This window comes from Acinetobacter sp. H1(2024) (genome assembly GCF_046557555.1).
In the GTDB taxonomy this organism is placed as follows: domain Bacteria; phylum Pseudomonadota; class Gammaproteobacteria; order Pseudomonadales; family Moraxellaceae; genus Acinetobacter; species Acinetobacter seifertii.
Map to the genome: position 1 here is coordinate 50,430 of NZ_JBKGFO010000009.1, position 25,724 is coordinate 76,153.

The 25,724-nt window shown below is 40.5% G+C and carries 23 protein-coding genes and 1 riboswitch; of the genes, 10 read left to right on the plus strand and 13 right to left on the minus strand.

What is annotated here, in order from left to right:
• Positions 1–22: 22 nt before the first annotated feature.
• Both gpmI and ACLCEG_RS18135 read left to right on the plus strand, forming a co-directional pair.
• Complete coding sequence (gene gpmI / locus ACLCEG_RS18130) at positions 23–1,570, plus strand: 2,3-bisphosphoglycerate-independent phosphoglycerate mutase (RefSeq protein WP_410568658.1); 1,548 nt, start codon at positions 23–25, stop codon at positions 1,568–1,570.
• Positions 1,571–1,585: 15 nt separating this feature from the next.
• Entirely contained in the window at positions 1,586–2,770 is a 1,185-nt protein-coding gene (locus ACLCEG_RS18135) for a S41 family peptidase (protein WP_004699262.1), read from the plus strand.
• Positions 2,771–2,773: 3 nt separating this feature from the next.
• Here ACLCEG_RS18135 and ACLCEG_RS18140 read toward each other — a convergent pair whose 3' ends face one another.
• Genes ACLCEG_RS18140 through ACLCEG_RS18150 form a run of 3 tightly spaced genes read right to left on the minus strand, consistent with a single transcriptional unit; the run spans position 2,774 to position 6,434 of the window.
• Positions 2,774–4,195 carry a sigma-54-dependent transcriptional regulator gene (locus ACLCEG_RS18140; RefSeq protein WP_004699259.1) on the minus strand — a complete coding sequence of 474 codons (1,422 nt, stop codon included), beginning with the start codon at positions 4,193–4,195 and terminating at the stop codon, positions 2,774–2,776.
• A gap of 24 nt (positions 4,196–4,219) precedes the next feature.
• Positions 4,220–5,788 (minus strand): sensor histidine kinase, encoded by a 1,569-nt coding sequence (locus ACLCEG_RS18145; protein ID WP_410568660.1) that lies wholly within the window; start codon positions 5,786–5,788, stop codon positions 4,220–4,222.
• 10 nt (positions 5,789–5,798) lie between these two features.
• On the minus strand, positions 5,799–6,434 hold the full coding sequence (locus tag ACLCEG_RS18150; RefSeq protein WP_019457005.1) for a response regulator: 636 nt from the start codon (positions 6,432–6,434) through the stop codon (positions 5,799–5,801).
• A 211-nt stretch (positions 6,435–6,645) separates the two neighbouring features.
• Between ACLCEG_RS18150 and pbpG the strand changes: the two genes are divergently transcribed.
• On the plus strand, positions 6,646–7,692 hold the full coding sequence (pbpG, locus tag ACLCEG_RS18155; RefSeq protein ID WP_134263468.1) for a D-alanyl-D-alanine endopeptidase PBP7/8: 1,047 nt from the start codon (positions 6,646–6,648) through the stop codon (positions 7,690–7,692).
• A 107-nt stretch (positions 7,693–7,799) separates the two neighbouring features.
• Here pbpG and thrC read toward each other — a convergent pair whose 3' ends face one another.
• The 4 genes from thrC to xerD all read right to left on the minus strand — a co-directional run bounded on the left by thrC (position 7,800) and on the right by xerD (position 12,422).
• Positions 7,800–8,939 carry a threonine synthase gene (gene thrC, locus ACLCEG_RS18160; protein WP_019457006.1) on the minus strand — a complete coding sequence of 380 codons (1,140 nt, stop codon included), beginning with the start codon at positions 8,937–8,939 and terminating at the stop codon, positions 7,800–7,802.
• A gap of 54 nt (positions 8,940–8,993) precedes the next feature.
• A complete protein-coding gene (locus ACLCEG_RS18165) occupies positions 8,994–10,295 on the minus strand; it encodes a homoserine dehydrogenase (protein ID WP_025465069.1) in 1,302 nt (433 codons plus the stop codon).
• Between the two features lie 244 nt (positions 10,296–10,539).
• Positions 10,540–11,355 (minus strand): DsbC family protein, encoded by an 816-nt coding sequence (locus ACLCEG_RS18170; RefSeq protein WP_077164314.1) that lies wholly within the window; start codon positions 11,353–11,355, stop codon positions 10,540–10,542.
• A 146-nt stretch (positions 11,356–11,501) separates the two neighbouring features.
• Entirely contained in the window at positions 11,502–12,422 is a 921-nt protein-coding gene (xerD, locus tag ACLCEG_RS18175; protein ID WP_039254226.1) for a site-specific tyrosine recombinase XerD, read from the minus strand.
• A gap of 144 nt (positions 12,423–12,566) precedes the next feature.
• Here xerD and ACLCEG_RS18180 point away from each other — a divergent pair, with 144 nt between their 5' ends.
• The 5 genes from ACLCEG_RS18180 (at position 12,567) to ftsW (ending at position 17,661) form a co-directional block, all read left to right on the plus strand.
• On the plus strand, positions 12,567–12,827 hold the full coding sequence (locus tag ACLCEG_RS18180) for a ferrous iron transport protein A (RefSeq protein WP_039254224.1): 261 nt from the start codon (positions 12,567–12,569) through the stop codon (positions 12,825–12,827).
• Positions 12,824–14,680, plus strand: coding sequence for a ferrous iron transporter B (gene feoB / locus ACLCEG_RS18185; RefSeq protein ID WP_410568662.1), 1,857 nt, complete (start codon positions 12,824–12,826; stop codon positions 14,678–14,680). Before ACLCEG_RS18180 ends, feoB begins: the two co-directional genes overlap by 4 nt.
• A 12-nt stretch (positions 14,681–14,692) precedes the next feature.
• Positions 14,693–14,944 (plus strand): DUF6587 family protein, encoded by a 252-nt coding sequence (locus tag ACLCEG_RS18190; RefSeq protein ID WP_019457012.1) that lies wholly within the window; start codon positions 14,693–14,695, stop codon positions 14,942–14,944.
• Between the two features lie 147 nt (positions 14,945–15,091).
• Complete coding sequence (gene murD, locus ACLCEG_RS18195) at positions 15,092–16,438, plus strand: UDP-N-acetylmuramoyl-L-alanine--D-glutamate ligase (protein ID WP_410568664.1); 1,347 nt, start codon at positions 15,092–15,094, stop codon at positions 16,436–16,438.
• A gap of 26 nt (positions 16,439–16,464) precedes the next feature.
• On the plus strand, positions 16,465–17,661 hold the full coding sequence (ftsW, locus tag ACLCEG_RS18200) for a putative lipid II flippase FtsW (protein ID WP_004699234.1): 1,197 nt from the start codon (positions 16,465–16,467) through the stop codon (positions 17,659–17,661).
• A 48-nt stretch (positions 17,662–17,709) separates the two neighbouring features.
• Here ftsW and gluQRS read toward each other — a convergent pair whose 3' ends face one another.
• The 6 genes from gluQRS to ACLCEG_RS18230 all read right to left on the minus strand — a co-directional run bounded on the left by gluQRS (position 17,710) and on the right by ACLCEG_RS18230 (position 24,093).
• Positions 17,710–18,606 (minus strand): tRNA glutamyl-Q(34) synthetase GluQRS, encoded by an 897-nt coding sequence (gene gluQRS / locus ACLCEG_RS18205; protein WP_410568666.1) that lies wholly within the window; start codon positions 18,604–18,606, stop codon positions 17,710–17,712.
• Position 18,607: 1 nt separating this feature from the next.
• Positions 18,608–19,144 carry an RNA polymerase-binding protein DksA gene (gene dksA / locus ACLCEG_RS18210; protein WP_002121205.1) on the minus strand — a complete coding sequence of 179 codons (537 nt, stop codon included), beginning with the start codon at positions 19,142–19,144 and terminating at the stop codon, positions 18,608–18,610.
• A 211-nt stretch (positions 19,145–19,355) separates the two neighbouring features.
• On the minus strand, positions 19,356–20,168 hold the full coding sequence (gene cpdA, locus ACLCEG_RS18215) for a 3',5'-cyclic-AMP phosphodiesterase (RefSeq protein ID WP_151684873.1): 813 nt from the start codon (positions 20,166–20,168) through the stop codon (positions 19,356–19,358).
• A 4-nt stretch (positions 20,169–20,172) separates the two neighbouring features.
• On the minus strand, positions 20,173–20,799 hold the full coding sequence (locus ACLCEG_RS18220) for an NUDIX domain-containing protein (protein ID WP_151749459.1): 627 nt from the start codon (positions 20,797–20,799) through the stop codon (positions 20,173–20,175).
• Between the two features lie 75 nt (positions 20,800–20,874).
• Positions 20,875–22,752 carry a phosphomethylpyrimidine synthase ThiC gene (gene thiC, locus ACLCEG_RS18225; RefSeq protein WP_004699222.1) on the minus strand — a complete coding sequence of 626 codons (1,878 nt, stop codon included), beginning with the start codon at positions 22,750–22,752 and terminating at the stop codon, positions 20,875–20,877.
• An 89-nt stretch (positions 22,753–22,841) separates the two neighbouring features.
• Positions 22,842–22,976: riboswitch (TPP riboswitch) on the minus strand.
• A gap of 34 nt (positions 22,977–23,010) precedes the next feature.
• Positions 23,011–24,093, minus strand: a complete 1,083-nt coding sequence (locus ACLCEG_RS18230; RefSeq protein WP_410568669.1) for a hypothetical protein — start codon at positions 24,091–24,093, stop codon at positions 23,011–23,013.
• Between the two features lie 110 nt (positions 24,094–24,203).
• Here ACLCEG_RS18230 and ACLCEG_RS18235 point away from each other — a divergent pair, with 110 nt between their 5' ends.
• Complete coding sequence (locus tag ACLCEG_RS18235) at positions 24,204–24,785, plus strand: TetR/AcrR family transcriptional regulator (protein WP_410568671.1); 582 nt, start codon at positions 24,204–24,206, stop codon at positions 24,783–24,785.
• On the plus strand, positions 24,778–25,683 hold the full coding sequence (locus ACLCEG_RS18240; protein ID WP_410568673.1) for a DMT family transporter: 906 nt from the start codon (positions 24,778–24,780) through the stop codon (positions 25,681–25,683). Before ACLCEG_RS18235 ends, ACLCEG_RS18240 begins: the two co-directional genes overlap by 8 nt.
• Positions 25,684–25,724: the final 41 nt, after the last annotated feature.

Sequence of the window (25,724 nt, forward strand, 5' to 3'; positions counted from 1 at the left end):
GTAGACAAAAGAGAAATTGATTATGACGGATGCAACTGCTGGCAAGATCCCTCACGTTCTGGTCATTATGGATGGTGTTGGACACCGTGAAGCGATTGAAGATAATGCTTTTCTTGCAGCAAAAACCCCGAATTTAACTGCAATGAAAGCAAAGCATCCAAATAGTCTCATTTCTGGTTCTGGTGAAGATGTAGGTTTGCCTGATGGACAAATGGGGAACTCTGAAGTTGGCCATATGAACCTTGGTGCTGGCCGTGTGTTGTATCAAGATTTTACCCGTATTACTAAAGACATTCGTACTGGCGATTTTTTCAAACATGAAGTATTGATTGACGCTGTTGAAAAAGCCAAAGCTGCTGGTGGCGCAGTTCATATTATGGGCTTACTTTCTGAAGGTGGTGTTCATTCACACGAAGATCATATTGTGGCGATGTGTGAGCTTGCATTAAAACGTGGTGCAAAAGTTTATCTTCATGCATTCCTTGATGGTCGTGATACTCCTCCACGTAGTGCTCAACCTTCATTAGAAAAATTAGATGCTCTATTTGCTCAATATCCGGGTCAAGGTCGTATAGCAACTATGATTGGTCGCTACTTTGCAATGGACCGTGACAACCGTTGGGACCGTGTAGAACAGGCTTACCGTTTATTGACTGAAGGTGAAGCACTTCGTACTGCACAAACGGCAGTAGAAGGTTTAGAGCTTGCGTATGCTGCAAATGAAAATGACGAGTTTGTAAAAGCAACTCGTATTGGTGATGTAGCTAAAGTTCAAGATGGTGATAGCGTCGTTTTTATGAACTTCCGTGCTGACCGTGCTCGTGAAATTACTCGTGCGTTTGTTGAAAAAGACTTCGCTGGTTTTGAGCGTAAAGTTGTGCCGAACCTTTCTAAATTTGTCATGTTGACGCGCTATCAGGCCAGCATTGATGCGCCTGTGGCATATATGCCAGAAGCACTAAAGAACTCATTAGGTGAATATTTATCTTCACTTGGTAAAACGCAATTACGTATTGCTGAAACTGAAAAATATGCTCATGTAACGTTCTTCTTTAGTGGTGGCCGTGAAGATGAATATCCAGGTGAGAAGCGTATTCTCATTCCATCACCAAACGTTGCAACATATGACCTAAAGCCGGAAATGAGTGCTTATGAAGTAACTGATGAGCTCGTTAAGGCAATTAACTCAGGTGAGTATGATTTATTGGTTGTGAACTTTGCCAATGGTGATATGGTAGGTCATACAGGCGTATTTGATGCTGCGGTTAAGGCTGTTGAAGCAGTTGATAGATGTTTAGGTCGTGTATACGAAGCTGTGATGGCTAAAAAAGGCCACATGCTGATTACTGCTGACCATGGTAACGTTGAGCAAATGCAGGACTATGAAAGTGGTCAGGTTCATACTCAACATACAACAGAGCTTGTACCATTTATTTATGTTGGGCCAACTCAAGCGACAATTGCAGAAGGTGGTGTACTTGCAGATGTTGCACCGACTATCCTTAATCTAATGCAGATTCCAGTTCCTGCTGAAATGCAAGGCCGTAATCTCATTACATTATCTGCATAAGCGATAGGTGACTAAATGCTGCAACACAAAATATATAAAGCTTTTTTGGGTAGTGTATTGATGTGTTGCAGCTACCTCGCTCTTGCTGCTCCTGTTGTAAAAGAAAAACTATCACCGCAGCATGTTGATCCGGCAGAATCAGAAGAAAGTTATGCAGAAGTCCCTATTGAGTCGATTCAGCAGTTTGTACAAATTTATGGGATTGTTCGGGATAACTATGTCGATGAAAAGTCGGACGATGCTTTATTTTTACAAGCAATTAAAGGATTAGTCAGCGGTTTAGATCGTTATTCACGCTATTTGTCTCCTGAAGAATACCGTCAACTCATTCAATATACCGAAGGTGATCTAGCCTCGGTTGATTTTGCATTAAGTCCAGAAGCACATATTCATAAATGGATGATTCGCGACCTTAAGACAGGTTCAGATTCATATAAACTTGGCTTAAGAAATGGCCAGACAATTTTAAAAATTGATAATCAAGAACTTAAGAACCTGACGCAAGATCAAATATCTGGTTTGCTGTATGGTTCAATAGGATCAACACTTCAGGTACAGACCGAGGAGTCAAATACTCCAATCAGTTTAGTTCGTAATAAAAAGATTGAAACTGACATCGAACCTGTCATGTTACACAATCAGGTATTGGTACTAAAAATTAGAGTGTTCCAGCAAGATACTGCTAATGAAATTAAGCGTTTGATTGAAGAAAATAGTTCTTCGCGTTTAAAAGCAGTATTAATTGATTTACGAAATAACCCAGGCGGGTTGCTATCTGCTGCTGTTGAGTCAGCCGATTTATTTTTAAATCATGGCATTATTGTTTCTACAAAAAGTCGTTCAGAAGGTAATCAGCAATTTCAGGCTTTACCGGGCAATGATTTTCAAAATATAAAGGTCGGTATTTTAATTAATCATCGATCCGCATCAGCAGCAGAAGTTTTTACTGCTGCAATGAAAGAGCATCAGCGTGCTTGGGTCATTGGCGAAAAAAGTTATGGAAAAGGTGTTGTACAAAAGCTTTTCCCTCTGCCTAGTGGGGCAGCCTTGCAAATGACGGTCTCACATTACTACACACCAAATGGTAATATGATTGAAGGACAAGGTATTCAACCTAATCAGACCTATCCCTTACCGCCAGAAATGAAAGAAGATGTTTATTTGGAGCGTGTTGCCGATTTACTTCTAAAAAGGAAGTAACCTTTACACTTCCTGTTCAGTCTCGGTGTCTAAGCCAAATTTTTTCAAACGATAACGTAAAGAACGAAACGTCATTCCTAGTTTTTTTGCTGCTAAAGTTCTGTTCCAATGGGTCATATTGAGTGCATTGAGCAGAATATCTTTTTCAATGTTCTCTAAATAACGCTCCAATCCTTCAGTTGGCAATTTTTTTACAACTTGAGGCGTTGTCACGTTATTTTGTATAGTCTGAGACACCAATGGTACTGAGCTAGATATATTTGCTCTTAATGGCGCTGGATGTAAGTGTGGTACATCAATTTGAGCATCGTCACTTAGGGTGATTGCTCGCTCAATCATATTTCTTAATTCGCGAACATTGCCAGGAAAGTGTTGCTGTAAGAGATAAGTCTCGGCTGCGTCGCTTAATTGTTTGGGTGGTGTTTCCCATTCCATACAAATTTTCTGAATAAAGTGATTTGCAAGTAAAAGGACATCTTCGCCACGTTCTCGTAGCGGTGGTAACATCAAGTCCATAACATGGATACGGAAAAACAAATCCTGACGGAATTTGCCTTGTCTAACCAATAAATCCAAGTCTTGATGACTCGCACTAATGACACGGAAATCAACATCAATTTCCTGATCGGAACCGAGAGGACGGATCTTTTTTTCCTGTACCGCACGCAGTAGTTTGACTTGCATACTAAGTGGTAATTCGGCAATTTCATCTAAAAATAAACTACCGCCGTGAGCCGATAAAATCAGACCCTGTTTATCTTGAGTTGCCCCAGTAAAACTGCCTTTTTTATGTCCAAACAGCTCACTTTCCATGAGTTCAGTTGGAATGGCACCGCAGTTAATTGCAATAAAAGGACCTTCACTACGGTTACTTAACCGATGAACTAGGTTGGCAACTACTTCTTTACCTGTTCCTGACTCACCTGTAACAAATACAGGTGCTTGAGAGCGAGCAATTTTTTTAATTGCAATGCGTAATTGTTGAATAGGTAGAGAACGGCCGATTAATAATTTATTTTCTAGCGCTGTTTCTGCAAAGTCTTGATCTGTTTGTTGCCGATTGAGCGCCTTTTGCAATAACTGATCTAAATGGACTTGGTTAATAGGTTTATTCACAAAATCAAAAGCACCTGCTTTTAATGCAGCAATTGCAATATCCATATTGCCGTATGCAGTTAAAACTGCAATTGGGGTGTTGGGGTAGTTTTGAGAGACATGTTTGACTAAGTCTAACCCGCTACCATCAGGTAGATTTAAATCGGTTAAGCATGCGTCGTAATGAAACTGAGTGAAGAGTTGTTTGGCCTGTTCAACCCGATAAGCAAGATGTGTTTTAATCCCCATTCGTGCAAGTGTCATTTGCATTAAAAGGCACAAATCTTCTTCATCGTCTACAAGCAAAACCAGTGGTTGCTGTTCTGCCATTTCCCCAAAAACCTAATAAAAAAATCAATATATTATTGGGCACTCTATTCTGAAGCATGCCCCTTGTTTTTGCTCTACATAAGTGAGCTTTGCATGGTTTGCCTCACAGAAACTATGAGACAAGTATAATCCTAAACCAGTTCCATTAATTTCGGTACTAAAAAATGGTTTAAATAGTTGAGATATATCACGTTTTGAGACACCTTCGCCGTAATCGATCACATCAATATAAATTTTATTTGCTTGTGAATGAATATTGATCGTGACATTAGGTGAATCAGGTGCATTATGCCGTAAAGCATTTCGCACCAAATTGATCATAACTTGTCGTAATTGTTTTTCGTCAAATAAAAATTTTAGATAATTATCAGATATTTCGAGTCTGATAGAGTGCTTAACGTCTGATAAATCTTCTTCGAATAAAGTTGTTATAAAATGACTTAAGTCAATCTGAATAGGATGAGTTCTTTCACTACGTGCAAGTCCCAAAGTATCTTGAACAATACTGTCAATACGTTTGGCTTGTTTACCAATCATATGTCGCAAAGTATTTTGTTGTTCTGGATCGCTATCTTTAAGTAGCTCATTTGCTTGTACAATTGCAGCCAAAGGATTGCGGATTTCATGTGCAATACTTGCTGAAAGTTGTCCTAAAGCAGCAAGTTTGAGCTGTTGTGCTTGCTGATTAATTTGCTGGGCATCTTGTAAAATGAGCAGTGTCAGTGCTTGTTGTGGCACCAAAAGGTGCTGCACTTTAATATTAATGGAATAAGTCGATAGGCGGGACTCAAAAATAAATCGGTCACCTTCTTGTAAGTCACCAAACTTAAGAATCTCATATAAGTCGGTATGCCACTTGGCTAAAGGATATTTTTCGTTGGCAAATTGGGGTGGAATACCGAGTAGTGAGCAAGCAGCTGGATTGCTGAGCACAATGTCGTAGTCTTCATCTAAGACTAAATAGCCTTCTTCAATTTGTTCTAATATATAACGGTTAATATTTTGAAGTTGATAAAGTTCAACTGACTGGTGAAAGGTCAAAGCTTCAAGTAATTTAAAGCGTTGAACCGCAATTTGACCAATACCATGAACGACAAAAAATAAGAAAGCGAGTAAGGCACTATTCCCAATCGTGTTTAGATTGTTGTAGTCGAACAAACTCCCCACGAAGCGTTGGTAAATAACTGCAATGATCGCAAGCAAGGTAATGATTAAAGACATTCTTGCGCTGAGCAAAATTGCCGAGGTAAAGATTGCAATTACATAAAGTAGACTAAGCTGTAAATTTGGTTCACCAACAGAAAAAGTCAGTAAACTCAAACAAATAACATCGACAATAAAAAATAAAGCAAGCTGGCGTGTTGCCTGAGCTGCGATAAATTTAAAGCCTAACAATTGAACAAGACTGACAATTGAGTAGCTTAGTAGCGTATAAAAATATAAAGATGGTTGCTGCAAACTATTGTCAGTTTGAGCATTGGTTGAAACCAAAATAATAGTCAGGCTAACCGCAATAATAAGACGGTATAAACCATACCAAGTGCCCAAACGAAAAATCGTATGGGACAGGGATGAATTTAAAGGAGAGTGCATGTAAGTCTGATTATGGTTTAATCAGACCGTAGCGAATCGCAAGATGTGTAAGTTTTACATCGCTATCAATTGCTAACTTTTCAAAAATACGATAACGGTAAGTATTTACAGTTTTCACGCTCACAAAAAGTTTATCGGCAATTTCTTGTGCGCTAATACAGTTGACAACCATCATGGCAACTTGCATTTCACGTTCCGATAACGAATCAAAAGGGGATTGTTGGGTGTCGGATAAATATGAGCTTGCTAGTTGTTCGGCAATATCAGCACTAAAATATTTACCACCTTGCATCACTTTGTTAATTGCACGAACCATCTCGGCAATTGGTGCACCCTTGGTGATATAACCTTTTGCACCAGCTTTTAGCAATAAAGACGGGTAGGGTTCTTCGGCAAGGCCGCTCACAGCAATCACTTTAGTCTCTGGAGCTGTTTGTAATAAACGACGAGTTGTTTCTACGCCACCGATGCCCGGCATGTTGACATCAAGTAGTACGACTTGCGGATGTTGTTGGCGAACGATAGCAATTGCTTCTTCCCCAGATTCGGCTTGTCCAATTACCTCAACATCTGCATGATCTTCTAACATACGGCAAATACCCGTACGTACCAGTTCATGGTCATCGACAACTAAAACTGTAATCAAGAAGACCTCCTTTCTTTCAAAAAACAAGTTTTTTGTTACATAAAGCAAAATAAGCTTGCAATGGAATGACAAAATTAGCAATCCTATTCTTCTATAGTGAGCGAATAGTTGTGCACAATTGTGTCGGTAAACCTTTATACCTTATATCTCAAATGTAAGGCATAATGATAGTAAGCGCAAATGTGTGTCACCCTGAGTCGAGTATTGTGCCGTGAAAAATTCTAAAAAGTCTTTAATGCATGTGCTAAGCATGTCTATTTTGCTTAGTTTGAGTTCAACAAGCTTTGCAGAACTCGTCAATAACCCGTCCTCAGGGAGTACTGGTACTGCAAGTTTAAATTGGTCGGCAGCGGATGCTAGTCAACTTTTAAATGATGAAGATGATGAACCAACTCCGCAAGGTTCAACATCTGTAACTACAACTTTGCGTGGCAGTAATGCACCGAAAGTTATTAGCTCTACACCTAGAGTTGCTCCAATTCGTGATACCGGGGGTTTTAATGCCCAGCCGAGTGTAAGTGCGCGTGCTGCACTTGTCATGGATGCGCAAACAGGTGAGGTTCTTTATAGTAAAAATACCAATGCATCGGTACCAATTGCGTCTATTACCAAATTAATGACAGCAGTTGTAACGGCAGATGCGCGTTTAAACATGTCAGAAGAAATTACACTTGAGCAAATTGATTTTGCTGGTGCAAATGGTAAAAACTCAAGCTCAACCTTACGTGTTGGCGACAAGATGAACCGTGCAGAAGTTCTTCTGTTTGCTCTAATGAAATCTGAAAACCCAGCGGCAGCAGCTTTAGCGCGTACTTATCCGGGTGGTCGTCCTGCATTCGTAGCAGCGATGAATGCTAAAGCACGTTCTTTGGGTATGAGTGCAACTCATTATTATGAGTCGACTGGTTTAGACCCACGCAATGTCTCTTCTGCACGTGATTTAGGAATTTTGGCGAGTACAGCATCTCAGTATGGTTTAATCCGTCAATTCTCAACTACACCGACTTATGATTTTAACTTGGGTTATCGCGTGTTGAAATCTAACAATACTAATGCGCTAGTGCGTAATGGTGGTTGGAATATCAACTTGTCAAAAACTGGTTATATCAATGAAGCTGGTCGCTGTGTCGTGATGCATACGACTGTAAACTCACGTCCAGCAGTGATTGTATTGCTTGGTGAGCCAAGTACACAGGCACGTAATAACGATGCAACTAACTTATTGGGTTGGTTGAGTAATTTGCCAAAACGTATTTAAGTTCAATATTTAAAAAACGCTTCTATCAAGAAGCGTTTTTTTATGGATATAAAAAAGACATAAAAAACGGCCGTATTAAACAGCCGTTTCTTATAAAAACTCAGATCTTACATATTAGATAAAATCGAATCTTTTACTTGGTCCATTGTTGCATCAATTGACAACATCACTGCATCAGCACATTGTTTGATTGCAGTGTCAGGATCTTTCAAGCCATTACCAGTTACTGTACATACGATGACAGAACCTTCAGCAATTTTACCTGCTTTAATGTCACGGATTGCACCGCCGATAGAAGCAGCAGATGCTGGTTCAACAAATACACCTTCATACATAGAAAGTAAGCGTTGAGCTTCTAAAATCTCACTGTCTTGAAGTTCATCAAACCAGCCTTTAGAGTCACGTACCACAGCTTTTGCATGGTTCCAGCTTTGTGGATTACCAATACGAATTGCAGTTGCAACAGTTTCAGGGCTTTCAACAGGAGCACCACGTAAGAATGGAGCTGCGCCAGAAGCTTGGTAACCTACCATTGTTGGTAAGCCTTCTGGTTTAGGGCCAGTGAATTGATCAGTCGCAGCATCGTAAACAACTTGTTCGAACTGATCAGCAGGTTGGTTTGCTACAGCTTCTGTATAACCCATCCAGTGAGCGGTGATGTTACCTGCGTTACCTACTGGCAAGCAGTGATAGTCAGGTGCACGGCCTAAAGCTTCAACGATTTCATAAGCAATGGTTTTTTGACCTTGCAAACGGTAAGGGTTGATTGAGTTTACAATCGTTACAGGTGCTTGATCAGCCACTTCTTTTACAAGACGCATACCATCATCGAAGTTACCACGAATTTGCATAGTGATCGCACCATACATCATCGCTTGCGCCATTTTACCCATCGCAATTTTGCCTTCCGGAATCAAAACAAATGCTTTGATACCAGCGCGAGCAGCGTATGCAGCAGCAGCAGCAGAAGTGTTACCAGTAGATGCACAGATAATCGCTTTAGAGCCTTCTTCAACCGCTTTGGTTACAGCCATGGTCATGCCACGGTCTTTAAATGAACCAGTTGGGTTTAAACCCTCATATTTCACATAAATTTCAACATCTTTGCCAATAATACGTGGAATATTCTCAAGTTTAATGAGTGGGGTGTTGCCCTCACCCAAAGAGATAGCACGAGTAGTTGCCGAAACTGGCAAACGGTCACGATAACGATCTACAAGACCAGTATAACGATTGGCATTAGACATGATGGTGTTCCAATTAGAGGTGAAGCGGGAGAGGGAATCTTTCCCTCAACCTGATTAACTATCGAGCGATTCTAAACGAATTCTTACGATTTCGCCACGAATAGCAGGTAATGCTTGAATTTGCGCAAGAGCGTCATCCATTTTTGATTCAACGATTGGATCGGTCAAAATCACGATTGGAATAAGGTCTTTTAAGCGGGATTGTTGCATGATGGCATCAATACTGATTCCAGCACGGCTTAAGATGGTCGTTACATCAGCAAGTACACCAGTCTGATCTTCAGCATTTAAGCGGATGTAATAACCTGTGGTCATTTCTTCGCGGCTTAAAATTGGCACATTTGTTAATGCTTCAAAAGCCAGCTGAGGAATTGTTCCTGCGCCATCTTCGGTATAAGAGATGTCACGAACAATATCAATCACGTCGGCAACAACAGCGGAAGCTGTTGGGCCAGCACCAGCACCAGCGCCGTAATAAAGCGTTGGACCTACTGCATTTGCTTGAACTAATACAGCATTTTTAACACCGTTCACATTGGCAATAAGTTGCTCATCTGGAATAAGTGTTGGGTGAACACGTAGCTCAATCCCTTTTTCAGCACGGCGTGCAATACCTAAATGCTTGATGCGGAAACCAAGCTCTTCAGCATATTTCACATCTTGTGCAGTGATTTTGCTGATACCTTCGGTATAGACTTTATCGAACTGAAGAGGGATACCAAACGCACAAGACGCTAAAATTGTAAGCTTGTGCGCAGCATCAATACCTTCAACGTCAAAAGTTGGGTCTGCTTCTGCATAACCGAGTTCTTGAGCTTCTTTTAATACATCATCAAATGCACGACCTTTCTCACGCATTTCAGTCAGAATAAAGTTACCTGTACCATTAATAATGCCTGCTAACCATTCAATATGGTTTGCAGCAAGGCCTTCACGGATCACTTTAATAATTGGAATACCGCCAGCTACTGCTGCTTCATAAGCAATTTGCACGGCATTGTCTTCAGCTGCTTTAAATAATTCATTGCCATGTTCAGCGAGTAAGGCTTTATTTGCAGTCACGACTTGTTTGCCGTGTTTAATCGCTTCCATGATGACTTCGTAAGCAGGGTGGATCCCACCCATCACTTCTACAACCACATCAACGTCTGGTTGACGAACGATGTCAAGTAAGTCCGCGCTTTGTTTAATCCCTTCCAATTCAAGATCTGGACGAGGGCGGCGTGTTCCAACGTGGGTAATTTGAATTTCTCGACCGGTGCGACGTTTAATTTCAGCGGCATTTTCTTGTAGTAGTTTAAGGGCTCCTCCACCTACGGTTCCTAAACCGAGTATTGCCAGGCGAACTGGTTTCACGTCACACTCCATATCATCATTTAATCATTTAGTTGAAGCTAGATCATAGCTAAAAAAAACGCCAGACTCTAGCGCTTTTCATGCTTGTTCAATCAATTAGAGTGCGATGTTCGGAAAAGCTGATTAGATCAGTCTTTAAACATTGGTGGAAAAAGTATTAATTATTGAAAAAACAAAGCGCTGCAATATGAGCAGCGCTTTGTTGAAGAGATAGCTGATTAATCATTCATCAGCTTGGCGAATATTATTTATTCAATTTTTTAACCAATTCATCTGGTGTTAAGTAGCCACCCAAGTACTCGCCATCAACATTGTAGATTGCAGGAGTACCATTCACGCCCATGTTTAAACCAAGTTGATATTGTTCGCGAACTGGGTTTTTACATTGAGCTGGCGGAATACTAACGCCCTGTACAGCTTGGTTAAATGCAGCTTTACGGTCTGCACTACACCAAACGGCTTCCATGGTTGGCATGAATTGCTCACCACGTGGCCAAGCAATGTAACGAACCTCAATGCCTTTTTCATTAATCTCGGCTAAATGCTCATGTAATTTGTGGCAATAAGGACAGCTTGCATCGGTAAACACATAAATCACATGTTTAGCCTTACCGCCCTTGGCTGGGTAAACAATCAAATCTTCATTTTTTAAAGCAGCAAGATGCTTTTTATTTTCTGAAGCTTGCAGGTTATCACCAATATTATGCAGCTCTTTGCCACCTAAACGAATGACATCACCCTGAATCAGGTATTTACCATCACTGGTTGTATAAATTGATGTCATTCCTTCGAGATTTACCCAATATAAATTAGGAACTTCTGTCGGCTTGATATCTAAAATTTTGGCGTTGATATTTGCATTCTTAAATTGTTTTTGCAAAGTTTCAATTAAACGCTGTTTAGCATTACGTTCAATGATGGTTGACGCTTCCCCAGTAGCAGGTGCGGTCGCTGTGAGCGCATCTTCTTTTTGTGGTTTGTTTTCTTTAGAACAAGCACTGAACAGCAAGCTAGAAGCCAAAGCACAGGCAAGAAAAAGTTGAGATCGGGTAAAAGACATAGATAACCCTTATTTCATCAGTATTTATAGTCAGAAGCTGCTAAGCATAACAAAAAATCTAGTGTGTATTGTTAAAACTTTCTTAACCTTTGTGAACGAAATCAAACGATTGTTTGATGAATTTCAAATCATTCGCTTAAAAAATTTTATCCTCTAGGATGATGTTTTTCATGTAATTGTTGCATTCTCACTTGTGCCACATGGGTATAGATTTGGGTGGTAGATAAGTCGCTATGACCCAATAACATTTGTACTACGCGTAAGTCAGCACCGTGATTGAGCAAGTGTGTTGCAAAGGCGTGGCGTAAGGTATGAGGCGATAGTTCAGCTTGAATATTGGCTTGCAAGGCGTAACGTTTAATCGCATACCAAAAATTCTGACGGCTCATGATTCCGCCATGTTGAGTTAAAAATAAATAATCAGTCGAGCTTTTATAAAGTTGAGGACGTGCATCACTTAAGTAACGCTCTACCCAATCACAAGCATATTGGCCTAAAGGTACCAAACGTTCTTTATTGCCTTTACCCGTAATACGTAAATAGCCTTGTTTTAAATTGATTAGCTCCAAGCGTAGGTTGATTAGCTCAGAAACGCGTAAACCACATGCATAAAGTACTTCAAACATCGCTCGGTCACGCAACCCCAAAGCTGTTGTAATGTCAGGCGCTTGAATAAGTGCTTCTACATCTTCTTCTGATAAATCTTTGGGTAAAGCTCGGCCAATTTTGGGTGAGTGATGTGTCGCTACCGGGTTATCACTTCGTAATTTTTGTTCACGTAAAAATTTGTAAAACTGGCGTAGGGCAGATAAGCAACGTGCGATTGAGCGTGGACTTTTTCCTATTTTGGTAAGTTCAATTAAGACATCAGAAATGTCATCACTCGACCATTTCGGCAAGCTATTTTTTTTATGAAGTTCAGCACATTGAATTAGGTCAGATAAATAAGCATTACGAGTATGTGGACTCACTGTTTGAGCAACCAAATAGTCACGAAAACCTTGTAAAAAGCTCAAATGTTCAGGAATTTGAACAGGGCTTGGAATACGCGGTTTTTTACTTATCATAAACAATATCCTCTAAACCACTGTACTTTAAAAGAAACTTTAAGTTTTGTCGATTAAAGTAGGTGAGAATTGAAATTTAACCTTATTTGGTAATTATTCTCATTTATATGTATACTAGAAAAAAAGGTTTTAGGATCGGATGCGGTGCGTTTATCAGCGTTGAAAGTGAAGCAAGCGGCTACCATCACCAAAGTAGATCGGATGACACAAACGTCCGAGCAAGAAGATTTGGTCGCAATTCGTTTGGAAAGTCTGGGCTTTGTGCCAGGTACTCGAATAGAAGTGATTACCAAGGGTATTTTTGGTGGTGATCCGATCTTAATCCAAATTGGCTTTACTCGTTTCGCTTTACGTAAGGCGGAAGCGGAAAAAATCGAGATTCAGTTAGAAGGAGTACCCGCATGAGTGATGCGCTACGTATTGCCCTTGTTGGGAATCCAAACTGTGGTAAAACTTCGCTGTTTAACCACTTAACTGGAACAAGACAAAAAGTTGCTAACTATGCGGGTGTAACCGTAGAGCGTAAAGTCGGTAACTTTCAGTTACCTTCTGGCCGTGCCGTTCGTGTACTAGATTTGCCGGGTACCTATAGTCTGCAGGCAACTAGCCCCGATGAAGAAATCACTCGCGATGTCTGCCAAGGTAAAATTGCCGAAGAAGGGCAGCAAGATGCTTTTTTATGTATTGTCGATGCGACCAACTTAAAACTGCACTTGGGTTTGGTACTTGAAATTATTGAATTAGGGCGCCCAATTCTGGTTGTATTGAATATGATGGATGAAGCGCGTCGTCGCGGTATTCAAATCAATACACAGAAGTTGTCTGAGCGTTTAGGTGTTCCAGTTGTTGAAACGGTTGCCGTACGTAACTCAGGCATTGAAAACTTATTGCATGCGCTTGACCAAGAAAAATATACCATACCGCATACAGAGCTAAGTGGTTTAAGTGGTGGACATCATCAAAAAATCGAAATGATTTTTAAAGATGTGGTTCATTTTGTTGATCATGATGATAAACGTACTGATTTTCTAGATCGAATTTTCTTACATCCTGTGTTGGGTTTACTCAGCTTGGCAGTGATGATGTTTATTGTCTTTCAGGCAGTATTTGCTTGGGCTGAACCGTTTAAAGCTGCAATTGAAGATGGTGTCATTCCATGGTTAGGTGAATGGTTAAATGGAGCTATTCATCAACCTGTGCTACGCAGTTTAGTGGTAGATGGTGTTCTGGCGGGAGCGGGCACAGTATTGGCATTCTTGCCACAAATTTTGATTCTCTTCTTCTTTATTTTGGTACTCGAAGAATCAGGTTATTTACCCCGTGCAGCGTTCTTACTCGATAAATTAATGTTTAAGGCGGGCTTAAGTGGCCGTTCTTTCATTCCATTATTATCGAGTTTTGCATGTGCCATTCCCGGCATTATGGCAACTCGAAGTATCAGTGATTCGCGTGATCGTTTTACCACGATCATGGTTGCACCTCTTATGACATGTTCGGCACGTTTGCCTGTCTATGCCTTGTTAATTGGTGCATTTATTCCAAGTCAAACTGTTTTAGGGATCTTTAACTTACAAGGTCTGGTGCTGTTTGGTTTATACATGGCGGGTATTTTAAGTGCGCTTTGTGTTGCCTTTGTGATGAAGTTCTTGCGTAAAGACAAATCACAACATGCCTTATTAATGGAGCTGCCAAGCTATCGTTTTCCTGACCCAAAAAGTATTGCTATTGGGCTGATGGAACGCGCAAAGATTTTCTTGCGTCGTGTTGGTGGGATTATTGTTGCCTTAACTATTATTCTTTGGTTCTTGTGTACTTTCCCTCAAGCGCCAGAAGGCGCAACGCTACCAGCAATTGATTATAGTTTTGCGGGTATGGCAGGGCACTTTATTCAGCCTTTATTTGCACCGCTTGGTTTTAACTGGCAAATCGTGGTGGCATTAATTCCTGCGATGGCTGCTCGTGAAGTTGTGGTTGCAGCATTAGGTACGGTATATGCGTTATCTGGTGCTGATGATAATGCGGTTGCACAAGGGCTTGCCCATTTGATTAGTGCAAACGGCACAGGTTGGTCATTGGCTACAGGCTTGTCTTTATTGGTGTGGTTTGTTTATGCACCACATTGTTTAGCGACCTTGGCAACGGTACGCCGTGAGACAGGTTCGTGGAAACATGTGGCAGTCATGACGGCTTATCTCTTTGGTTTGGCTTATCTCATGTCATTTTTAACTTACCAAATTGCATCACGCATTTGGGGTTAATAGGAGGCGCTTATGTTTGATTACCTTATTGTTGCTGTATTGGTGTTGTGGAGTGCCATTGTTGTCTTTAAAAAGGTATTTCCTCAAACGTCCGCTTCAGTATTTCGTGTGCTATCAACCCAGTGTCAAAAGTTGGGCTGGCAGCGTTTGGCGGCATGGCTGAAGCCTAAACAGGCTGCTGGTTGTGGTGGCAATTGTGGCTGTTCTACGGATGATGCCCCTGCACAAAAGTCCGCTCCTGTGCAAACGGTGAAGTGGCGCTAATTTTTCTGTATAAAAAGCCATCGAATGATGGCTTTTTTACGCACTGACACAAAAAAAGTAGAATAAAAGTCAAACTGAAAAAGTATTCAAAACAGCAAAGTGCTAACATTTTTGCCATTCTGTCGATTGATAAATTGTGGGGCAAAAATGTTAATACAACGTGGTGGGTTAAAAGTTGTAGCAGGCTTGGGTATATCAGGTGTTTCTGCTGTAAATTTCCTGCATGAACAAGGCTACCAAGTTGCAGTAACAGACTCTCGTCCCACACCTCCCGGCCATGATCAAATTCCTGCAGAAGTAAAGACCAGTTTTGGTCAGCTTGATCAAGAATTACTATTACAAGCAGAAGAAATTATTTTAAGCCCGGGCCTTGCACCACAATTACCAGAAATTCAGGCAGCCATTGCTCAAGGTATTTCTGTAGTAGGTGATATTCAGCTACTTCGCCGTGCAACAGATGTGCCGATTGTCGCGATTACAGGCTCTAATGCGAAGAGTACTGTTACTACTCTAATGGGCTTAATGGCCAAAGATGCAGGTAAGAAAGTTGCTGTTGGTGGCAATCTTGGTCGTCCAGCTCTAGATTTATTAAAAGATCAACCAGAGTTATTGGTACTTGAGTTATCAAGCTTCCAGTTAGAAACCACATCTCACTTAAATGCTGAGGTCGCTGTAGTCCTTAACATGAGTGAAGATCACTTGGATCGTCACGGAAACATGTTGGGTTATCACAAGGCAAAACACCGTATTTTCCAAGGTACCAAGAAAGTTGTATTTAACCGTGATGATGCTTTAAGCCGTCCTCTTGTGCCTGATACAACCCCTATGCAAAGCTTTGGACTAAATGCACCTGACTTAAACCAGTATGGCGTTTTAAGAGATGCTGACGGGACACTTTGGCTTGCTCGTGGCTTGCAGCGTTTAATTAAAAGCTCAGACTTATATATTCAAGGTATGCATAACGTAGCCAATGCTTTAGCGTGTTTAGCATTAGGTGAAGCAATTCGCCTACCTATGGAGTCTATGCTTGAAACTTTAAAACATTTTAAAGGCTTAGAGCATCGCTGTGAGTATGTAAAAACCGTGCATGATGTACGTTATTACAATGATTCTAAAGGAACCAATGTTGGCGCTACACTTGCAGCAATTGATGGTTTAGGTGCTGCGATTGAAGTGAAGAAAGGTAAGGTAGCCCTAATTTTGGGTGGGCAAGGTAAAGGCCAAGACTTTGCTCCGTTACGTTCTTCTATCGAAAAGTATGCCAAAGTTGTGGTATTGATTGGTGAAGATGCTCCAGTCATTGAGCAGTCTATTCAAGGTGCAACTAAAATTTTACATGCAGCAACGCTTAAAGAAGCTGTAGAGCTGTGTCAACGTGAAACGCATGCTGAAGACGTGGTGTTGCTATCACCAGCGTGTGCAAGTTTTGATATGTTTAAAAGTTATAATGACCGTGGTCAGCAGTTTGTTGCCTGCGTCAATTCGTTGGTTTAAAGAAGTATTATGATTAGGAATGTAGTATGGCAGGCTTAGCTCAGACCACAATCCAGAAAATCAATCAGTGGTATGAACGGATATTGCCTAAATGGCCAGCGGAAGTGACACCACGTAATGTTCTGATTTTCTGTGTCGTTGCATTGTTATGTATCGGATCGGTGATGGTCGCGTCTGCTTCCATGCCTTATGCCGAATATATGCATGAGAACCCGTTTCACTATGTCATCCGCCATGCAATTTCTATTGCAGTTGCTGGGGTGGTGGCATATTTGACCTACCGAATCTCGCTCAATACATGGTTTAAAAACACTTTCCCGCTGTGGTTATTAACCATGGTGCTGTTACTTGCTGCTCTGGCGGTAGGTTCGGAAGTCAATGGTTCTACTCGTTGGATTAAAATCGGTGGTTTTACCTTGCAGCCTACAGAAGTTGCTAAGGTTATGATGGCAATCTTTACAGCAGACTATGTGGTACGCCGTGCTAAAGAGGTTCGTACGCACTGGAAAGGCTTGCTACGTCTAAGTGGTGTGATGGCAATTACGGTTGGTTTGATTATTGCCGAGCCTGACTTGGGGGCAACGATCGTTATTGTCATGATGATGGTTGGGGTCTTCTTTTTAGCTGGTGCACCACCAACGCAGTTCTTAATCATGCTAGGTGCGATTGTCACGGGTATTGTGTTCTTAATCTTATTTGAGCCTTACCGTTTTCAACGTTTGATTTCATTTACTGACCCATGGGCAGACCCATTAGGTGTGGGTTATCAGTTATCAAACGCACTCATGGCATTTGGTCGTGGTGAATGGTTTGGAACAGGTTTGGGACATAGTGTTCAAAAACTATCTTATTTACCTGAAGCACATACTGACTTTATGTTGGCCGTGTTAGGTGAAGAGTTTGGCTTCTTTGGTATTTCGATTGTCATTGGCTTGTCTTTCTTAATGTTGGCTTGTTGTATCAAAATTGGTCATCGTGCTTTGAAACACCATTATCTTCGCGCGGGCTATTTAGCTTATGGCATTAGTATTATTTTCTTACTCCAGATTTTGGTAAATGCGGGTATGAACATGGGCTTAATGCCAACTAAAGGTTTAACTCTGCCATTTATTAGTTATGGTGGTACGTCTTTAATGATGTGTGCAGCCATGATTAGTTTGATCTTAAAGATTGATGCGTCAACTCAAGAAGTGAACCCCGAAAGAGAAGAATCAAACTTCTAAATCATTTCAGTTGTTATAAAAAAAGCCCGATATTAAATCGGGCTTTTTTTATAAATATGTTCCGCTGAGCTCTTGTTTATGAGGAATTAAATCTACATTCCACTGCGCTACAGCTTGCTTGAGCATGACTTCTGGGCGGTTTAAATCAACGTTTGGTTGGCCTAGAGCTTGTATAGCTTGTTGTAGTAATTGAGGAGCTTTAGTTAAATCAAGCGCATGAGCAAGGTTTTGTTTAGAAAGTTTTTGCCCTTGGTCATTCATAGCTAAAGGAAGATGCATATAGCTGAGTTTAGGATAACTGAGGAGCTGACCCAGCCAGATTTGGCGTTCGGTGTTATCTAAGAGGTCTGCGCCACGAACAACGTGAGTAATACCTTGTAGATAATCATCTACAACTACAGCAAGTTGGTAGTTAATAATGCCGTCGCGGCGTTTAAGAACAAAGTCTCCAAGGTCATATTGCAGATTGGAGCAATGGTATCCTTGTAGGCGGTCATCGAAACAAATTTGCTGATCTTGTACTTTTACCCGAATTGCTTGATCTTGAAAGTCGAGATGTAAATCACGGCAAGTGCCTGCATATATTGCATTTGAACCGAGCATTTTACGGGTACACTGACAAGCATAAACCAGACCTTCTTTTTTAAGCTGGTCTAATACGCTTTCATAAATGTCTAGGCGGTCTTTTTGAAAGATAATATCGGCATCGGGATCGAACTGAAAAGCTTCAATTGATGCAAGTATATGGTCTTCACTACCAGGATAGATACGTGGAATGTCGGTGTCTTCAACACGAACGAACCATCGCCCTTGATGAGCTCTGGCATCACAATAACTGGCAACAGCAGTAATCAGTGACCCGAAATGTAAAGGGCCGGTTGGCGAGGGCGCAAACCGACCTGAGTACGAAAAGCTGGGCTTTTCTTGAGTAGCTACAGCGGTCATATTAACCGTTATTTTGCTTCTCTTTAATTTCTGCCAAAGTTTTGCAGTCGATACATAACGTTGCAGTTGGACGTGCTTCTAAGCGACGTAAACCGATTTCGATACCACAAGTTTCACAGAAACCGTAGTCTTCGTTTTTAATCGCTTCCATAGATTGTTCGATTTTACGAATTAACTTACGTTCACGGTCGCGTGTACGTAATTCAATTGCAAATTCTTCTTCTTGGGTAGCACGGTCGTTTACATCTGGCAGTGCAGTTGATTCGTCTTGCATCGTATTTAAAGTACGATCAACTTCAGACATTAATTCAGCTTTCCATGCTTGCAGAATTTGTCGGAAATGCTCGAGCTGTCCTTCAGACATGTACTCTTCATTTTTCTTAGGTTGATAAGGTGCAATACCAAATAAACTTGCAGTTGTGCCTATGTCAGAAGTTTTAGGTTTCACTTTACGTGCACGTTTTGCAGAAGCTTTATCACCTTCTACTACAACTTCTGTATGTTCATCCAAAACTTGGTTGTGGTTGTCATTCGCCATAATAGGGCATTCCTCATCATACACGTATTATCTATACGCAAAAAATATGGTGATATGCAAGTGTTTTTATAGAAAACCATCGATGGGATTTTCCCATCGGGTCGTCATCATATAGATTTTTCCTGCAAGATGATAGTCATTCTGACCCGTAAATATTTTCAAAACGTGTTTACCCCAGTCATAATTCTATATAAGCATATAAAAAATAGGGTTAATAGCCTGAAATATCAGTATTTATAAGGGTTTTAAAATTTTCAAGTCGAAATACTTTTGTTTCAAAAGTGCCATCATTATTCAGACGAATGTAACGATAACCCGGTGCATTTTGGTCGAGCGCAAAATCTTTACTAAACGGTTTAAATTGCACACTGGTTGAAGGTGTGGAGAAAAACTCGATACCTTGCCAAATATTAAGAGAGTCTTGATGGACATGTCCGCAGACCAATGCCTTTACATTTTTAAACGGGCTTAACGTATCCAGAAGGGCATTTGAGTTTTGAAGCTTATGATGATCAATCCATTTTGATTTCATGGCAAATGGATGATGATGACAAGCCAGCAAAACTGGATGATCTGCGAATTTTTCAAGCAAATTCGCTAGATTTTTTAATTGTTCTGAAGACAAATGACCATCTATTTTTCCTTTTACGGCACTGTTGAGCATAATGATGCGCCAGTTGCCTAAGCCTACAACCACAGGTTCCTGATGATTTTCGTTATGCAATGGAAAGTGGTCCACATTGTCATGGTTACCTAGCGTATGAAAAAAAGGTAAACCCAAGGTTTGCATAAAGTTTATATAACGCTTGTAGGTAAGCGGTGTCGGTGCTTGTGCGAGGTCTCCAGTATGAATAATCGCGTCTGCTTCAGGATGTTGCTTTAATATCTGTTTGATAATGGCATGGAAACTTTCTTCAGGATTCATCCCGACAAATTCTAGCTGTGGATACTCCAATAAATGTGTATCGGTAATTTGTATGATGACATGATTTTTTTGTGAAAGTGTTGAGACTTGAAAAGTCACCGTCCTACCTCTTCGGATTTATTATCGTTTTGCTGTGTTGAGCCAGCCATTGCAATGCCATAATAACAGGGGCATTTCTTAAACGTCCGCTGTCGAGTAGTGTTTGAATTTCACTATAACTAAACAAATGTAGCTGAATATTTTCACCCTCATCATCTACCCCAAAAATACCGCCTTCATCGGGTAAATTGGTTTCGGCAACATACAGGTGAAATAGCTCGGAACATGCGCCTGCTGATGGGTAAAAACTAAATAGATGTTCTAAATCCTGAACTTCACAACCTGATTCTTCAAGGCTTTCACGTCGAATACAGTTTTCTGGTGATTCATTGCCATCTAATACCCCAGCAATAACTTCAAGCTGCCATGGTGATTGAGAATCACCTAAAGCACCCACACGAAACTGTTCAATCAGTGCAAACTGTTGTTTTTGGTCATTGTAGAGAAGAGCACCAGCCGCTTCAGGCCGATGTACAAGTTCGCGCTGCAATACAGGAGTATATTCAGACTGATTAAATAGACGATGTCGAAGGCTAACTTTTTCAACTTGAATAAAACCACGGAACAGAGATTCACGTGATGTTACTTCGACATCTTTAGATGTATAACTTGGACGCTCGACAATACTCATGATTCGATCAGGACGAAATCTATTTATTTCATCCTAACCGAGAATCATGGCTAGGCAAGTGTTTTTTTTGAATATTTACACTTTGTGATACAGTTTTTGACCTTGCTCTTGATAAACCTCTTTCATCGCTTTGAGGCCTTCTTCAACCTCTGAATCGTTATTGGTGAGATTGTTGGCATAGTCACGTACATTCTGGGTGATTTTCATTGAACAGAATTTCGGACCACACATTGAACAGAAGTGAGCAGATTTATGCGCCTCTTTTGGTAAGGTTTCATCGTGCATACTACGTGCTGTGTCAGGGTCTAAACTTAAGTTGAATTGATCATCCCAACGGAATTCAAAACGAGCTTTTGACAAGGCATTATCGCGAACTTGAGCACCCGGATGTCCTTTAGCAAGGTCAGCAGCATGTGCTGCAAGCTTATAGGTAATAATTCCGTCTTTAACATCTTTTTTGTTTGGTAAGCCCAAATGCTCTTTTGGCGTCACATAACAAAGCATGGCTGTACCATACCAACCAATCATGGCTGCGCCAATTGCAGAAGTAATGTGGTCATAACCCGGTGCGATGTCAGTTGTTAATGGTCCAAGCGTATAGAATGGCGCTTCTTTACATACTTCTAACTGCAAGTCCATGTTCTCTTTAATCATGTGCATTGGTACATGGCCCGGACCTTCAATCATGACCTGAACATCATGTTCCCATGCACGGTGAGTCAGCTCACCTAATGTTTTAAGTTCGCTGAACTGTGCTTCGTCATTGGCATCTTGAATACAACCCGGACGTAAGCCATCACCTAAGCTAAATGAAACATCATAAGCTTTCATAATTTCACAGATTTCATCGAAATGTGTGTATAAGAAGTTTTCTTCATGGTGTGCTAGACACCACTGAGCCATGATTGAACCACCACGAGACACAATACCCGTTAAACGGTTTGCTGTAAGTGGTACATAGCGAAGCAATACACCTGCGTGAATCGTGAAGTAGTCAACACCTTGTTCTGCTTGTTCAATCAGTGTGTCTTTGAAGATTTCCCAAGTTAGATCTTCTGCAACACCATCCACTTTTTCAAGGGCTTGATAGATTGGCACGGTACCGATTGGAACAGGTGAGTTACGAATAATCCATTCACGTGTTTCATGGATATTCTTACCTGTCGACAAATCCATAATCGTGTCGGCACCCCAACGGGTTGCCCAAGTCATTTTCGCAACTTCTTCATCAATTGAAGAGCCAAGAGCTGAGTTACCAATGTTGGCATTAATTTTAACCAAGAAGTTACGACCAATAATCATTGGTTCAAGTTCTGGATGGTTAATGTTGGCAGGAATAATTGCGCGACCTTCAGCAACTTCTTGGCGAACAAACTCAGGTGTAATTTCTTTTAAGTTTTTTGCACCAAAATTCTGTCCAGCATGTTGGCGCATATCAACACCTTCACGCTGGCGTTGATTTTCACGAATTGCAATATATTCCATTTCAGGTGTGATAATACCTTGCTTGGCATAGTGCATTTGAGTGACATTTTTACCTGCTTTAGCGCGGCGTGGGTTTTGAATGTGAGCAAAACGAATGTCAGCGGTACGAATGTCTTTTAAGCGTTCCTGACCAAACTTTGAAGTTAAGCCATCAAGTACATCGGTATCATTACGTTCTTCAATCCAGTTTTGGCGAACTGAAGGTAAACCTTTGTCTAAATCAATTTGAACATTCGGATCTGTATAAACACCTGACGTGTCATACACCATAACAGGTGGATTATGTTCACCGCCAAGTCCAGTAGGGGTATCTGTTAAAGAAATTTCCCGCATTGGAACCTGAATATCAGGGCGAGAGCCTTCAATATAAACTTTTTTTGAAGCGGGCAAGATGCGGGTTAAATCTTTTGCATCTTGTTCATGTTGTGCTGAAATTTCAGCAGAAGAAAGATTCGTTAACTGGTTCATCACATGATCCTTATGAATAACATCAACGAATCAAGCACGACCAAAAACGATGGCGGATTTATCTTTAGTAGATAAATTTAAGGCTGTAAGTTTTTAGATGGCTTGATTCCTACGCAGGTCTTAACCTGATCAGGTTCAACGGTACTTGTGATCAAACTTGTGTTGCGATAACACGGAATTTACACAATCTCAGCGAGCTATTACTCGCGCTCCGTCAAGCGATTTAAAGACTAACATGTTTTAGGTTGGCTGGCATTGTCAATTTGTATCTATACAAACTGCATCCATGTGGCAGTCACGGTAGCTTTGAGTATTCCATGGTGACTCTAGTTTTAATAACTGCTCAAGCTGTTCATGGACAAGCTGATAGTTTGATTTTTCCTGTCCATTTTCATCCATTAAATCTAGGTTAAATTGCTTATTTCGCTCTTCAACTGGAGTGGCAATAAATTTAAGAAACTCTTGCGCAGGTTTCGCTAAACTCGACTGTTTTTGTGTAGATAAAAATTGAATTTGTTGTAAAGCATCTTTATCAATCCATGTGTTTGGAGCAAACTCATCGGACACAGGCGTATTATCTAAGCCAAAGAAAATAAAGTATCGGTACTCATTAAATAATAATTTTACATCGCTAATAAAATAACTCTTTGGATATTTTTGAATAAATTTCTCCCAAAATAATGCACGCTCAGTAAGCTCTTTCCATGAGATAGCCAAAGCGCCGTCGTCATAGAAAATCTCTTTATTGTCTTTTGCCATACGCGTTAAGAACTCTTTTTGGTCCGCGGGTAAGGCTTTAGCAAAAACATCAACTAAATAGTTTGGCTGACGTCGATACGTAAACATGCCTTCACCTTGATAGAGAAGTTCGATATAGGCTTGGCCCTCATGTTGAATCAGATATTGATCACGAGCACTAAGCTGATCGAATAACTTTTTCTTGGTTTTCATTGTTTTTTTAGCATCTAATGGTTCTTTTTCTAAAATGGCATAGCCAAATGCCTCAAAAGCTTTCGCTGTTTTTTCATTATCGTCTTGTTTAAGGAAACGTTGATACATGGCGGTTGAAGCATTCATTAGCTTAATTTGTTCCTCATTTTTTAATGATGAAACACAGGTTTTGAGTTTTTCATTAATTTGGTTTAAGTCTTCTATTTTGCTGTTTTGATTAATTTTTTGCATTGCAGTCATGATTTGTGTGCAGCTACTTTCTTGTTTTTTGGTAGCTTCTTGTTCAGTAGGTTTTTGTTCTTTAGATTCAACTTGATCTTGCTGTGAGGTTTTATTGCAACCAGCTAAAAGTAGTGCACTGCACATACTCATCATTAAAACTTTTTTCATGATTGTATTTTTATCAAAGTAAATATTGCTCAAATTATAACTCGGAAAAAGATTGCATCATTGTTAGAAATCTTTATTATTAGGTAGGTCGGTCTACTTAAATTAAAGCTATGAATGATAAAACAGCAAGACAGAAAATTCTCGATGCCGCTTCAACTTTGTTTTATAACGATGGCATTACTGCAACTGGTATTAACTCAGTTACGACTAAAGCAGATGTAGCCAAGATGTCGCTTTATAATAATTTTTCTTCAAAAGGTGAGTTGGTCGATGCCTATATTGCTGCACGGCATCAAGAGTGGCTTGATCTTTATCAAAACCGTTTAGCAACAACAAAAACAGCTAAAGAAGCTATTTTGGCCGTATTTGATGCCTATCAAGACCATGCAGAATTTGCCTATGAAAAAGGCTTTCGAGGATGTGGGCTTTTAAATGCTGCCGCAGAGTTCCCTGCGAATAGTTCAGGTCGAAGTTCGGTAAGACAACATAAAGAAGAAGTTGAGGCTATTGTTGCCGAGCATTTAAAAAAATTAATACCAGACTCACAGCGTGTTAACTATGTGGCTACACAGCTTTCATTTCTTTTAGAAGGCTCTATGGCACGAGCAGGGTTGGAAGGCAACAGTCGTCAACTTCTATTAGCAAAGCAAATGGCAGAAGACATTTTAAATAGAGAATGTTCAAATGATTAGCCTCATTAAAAATAGTAGCTATGGAGGCACAATTGCGATTTTAGTTGCCTCTGTTTTGTGGGGAACAACAGGTACTGCGGCGGCATTTGCACCGACACTTGGCCCACTTGCTATTGGTGCCGCAGCGATGGGTGGAGGAGGTCTTTTACAAGCTTTAGTTGCATCCCGAGCGATACGTGAAAACCGACAATTTATAAGGGAAAATCTTTTAATACTGCTTTTGGGTGTAGCGGCGGTTGGTATTTACCCTTTTACTTTTTATTCCTCAATGCATTATGCCGGCATTACGATTGGTACTGTGGTTTCAATTGGTTCTGCTCCACTGATCGCAGCAATTTTAGAGCGATTCTTTGATCGCAAAGCTTTGTCTGCCATCTGGTTTCTAAGTTTTATTTGCGGTGTACTTGGCGTAACGATGTTGTCGATGGGTGAAAGTCATGCAGTTCAAGATAGTACAAATCAATGGAATAAATACTTCGGTATTTTTCTTGGTCTTGTCGCAGCTACAACTTATTCGCTTTATTCATGGGCTGCAAAAAGATTAATAGATCGCGGTGTTGCCTCTAAAGCTGCAATGGGCATGATTATGGGCGGTGGGGCAGTTATTTTGCTTCCTACCTTGTTGGTTACAGGTGGAGGGTTATTAGAAAGCTCAACCAATTTACTCGTAGCTGGCTATATGATGCTGATTCCTATGTTTTTGGGTTATTTACTTTTTGGCTTCGGATTAAAAACGGTCAATGCAAGCAAAGCGACCACCTTAACTTTATTTGAACCTTTAGTTGCTGCGATTTTTGCAATTGTATTGGTAGGTGAGCATGTTTCATGGTTGGGTTGGATCGGCATGTTTTTGATTTTTATTTGTATTTTAATATTATCAAAAACTCGGAACACTTAAAAAAACTAAAACTTTTAATGGCTTGAGTTTGATTCGAATTT

Bases quoted from the DNA above. Each gene is read 5' to 3' on its own strand.
- gpmI (WP_410568658.1), top strand. From the start codon at position 23: ATGACGGATGCAACTGCTGGCAAGATCCCTCACGTTCTGGTCATTATG.
- ACLCEG_RS18135 (WP_004699262.1), top strand. From the start codon at position 1,586: ATGCTGCAACACAAAATATATAAAGCTTTTTTGGGTAGTGTATTGATG.
- ACLCEG_RS18140 (WP_004699259.1), bottom strand. From the start codon at position 4,195: ATGGCAGAACAGCAACCACTGGTTTTGCTTGTAGACGATGAAGAAGAT.
- ACLCEG_RS18145 (WP_410568660.1), bottom strand. From the start codon at position 5,788: ATGCACTCTCCTTTAAATTCATCCCTGTCCCATACGATTTTTCGTTTG.
- thrC (WP_019457006.1), bottom strand. From the start codon at position 8,939: ATGTCTAATGCCAATCGTTATACTGGTCTTGTAGATCGTTATCGTGAC.
- ACLCEG_RS18170 (WP_077164314.1), bottom strand. From the start codon at position 11,355: ATGTCTTTTACCCGATCTCAACTTTTTCTTGCCTGTGCTTTGGCTTCT.
- xerD (WP_039254226.1), bottom strand. From the start codon at position 12,422: ATGATAAGTAAAAAACCGCGTATTCCAAGCCCTGTTCAAATTCCTGAA.
- feoB (WP_410568662.1), top strand. From the start codon at position 12,824: ATGAGTGATGCGCTACGTATTGCCCTTGTTGGGAATCCAAACTGTGGT.
- ACLCEG_RS18190 (WP_019457012.1), top strand. From the start codon at position 14,693: ATGTTTGATTACCTTATTGTTGCTGTATTGGTGTTGTGGAGTGCCATT.
- murD (WP_410568664.1), top strand. From the start codon at position 15,092: ATGTTAATACAACGTGGTGGGTTAAAAGTTGTAGCAGGCTTGGGTATA.
- ftsW (WP_004699234.1), top strand. From the start codon at position 16,465: ATGGCAGGCTTAGCTCAGACCACAATCCAGAAAATCAATCAGTGGTAT.
- gluQRS (WP_410568666.1), bottom strand. From the start codon at position 18,606: ATGACCGCTGTAGCTACTCAAGAAAAGCCCAGCTTTTCGTACTCAGGT.
- dksA (WP_002121205.1), bottom strand. From the start codon at position 19,144: ATGGCGAATGACAACCACAACCAAGTTTTGGATGAACATACAGAAGTT.
- ACLCEG_RS18220 (WP_151749459.1), bottom strand. From the start codon at position 20,799: ATGAGTATTGTCGAGCGTCCAAGTTATACATCTAAAGATGTCGAAGTA.
- thiC (WP_004699222.1), bottom strand. From the start codon at position 22,752: ATGAACCAGTTAACGAATCTTTCTTCTGCTGAAATTTCAGCACAACAT.
- ACLCEG_RS18230 (WP_410568669.1), bottom strand. From the start codon at position 24,093: ATGAAAAAAGTTTTAATGATGAGTATGTGCAGTGCACTACTTTTAGCT.
- ACLCEG_RS18235 (WP_410568671.1), top strand. From the start codon at position 24,204: ATGAATGATAAAACAGCAAGACAGAAAATTCTCGATGCCGCTTCAACT.
- ACLCEG_RS18240 (WP_410568673.1), top strand. From the start codon at position 24,778: ATGATTAGCCTCATTAAAAATAGTAGCTATGGAGGCACAATTGCGATT.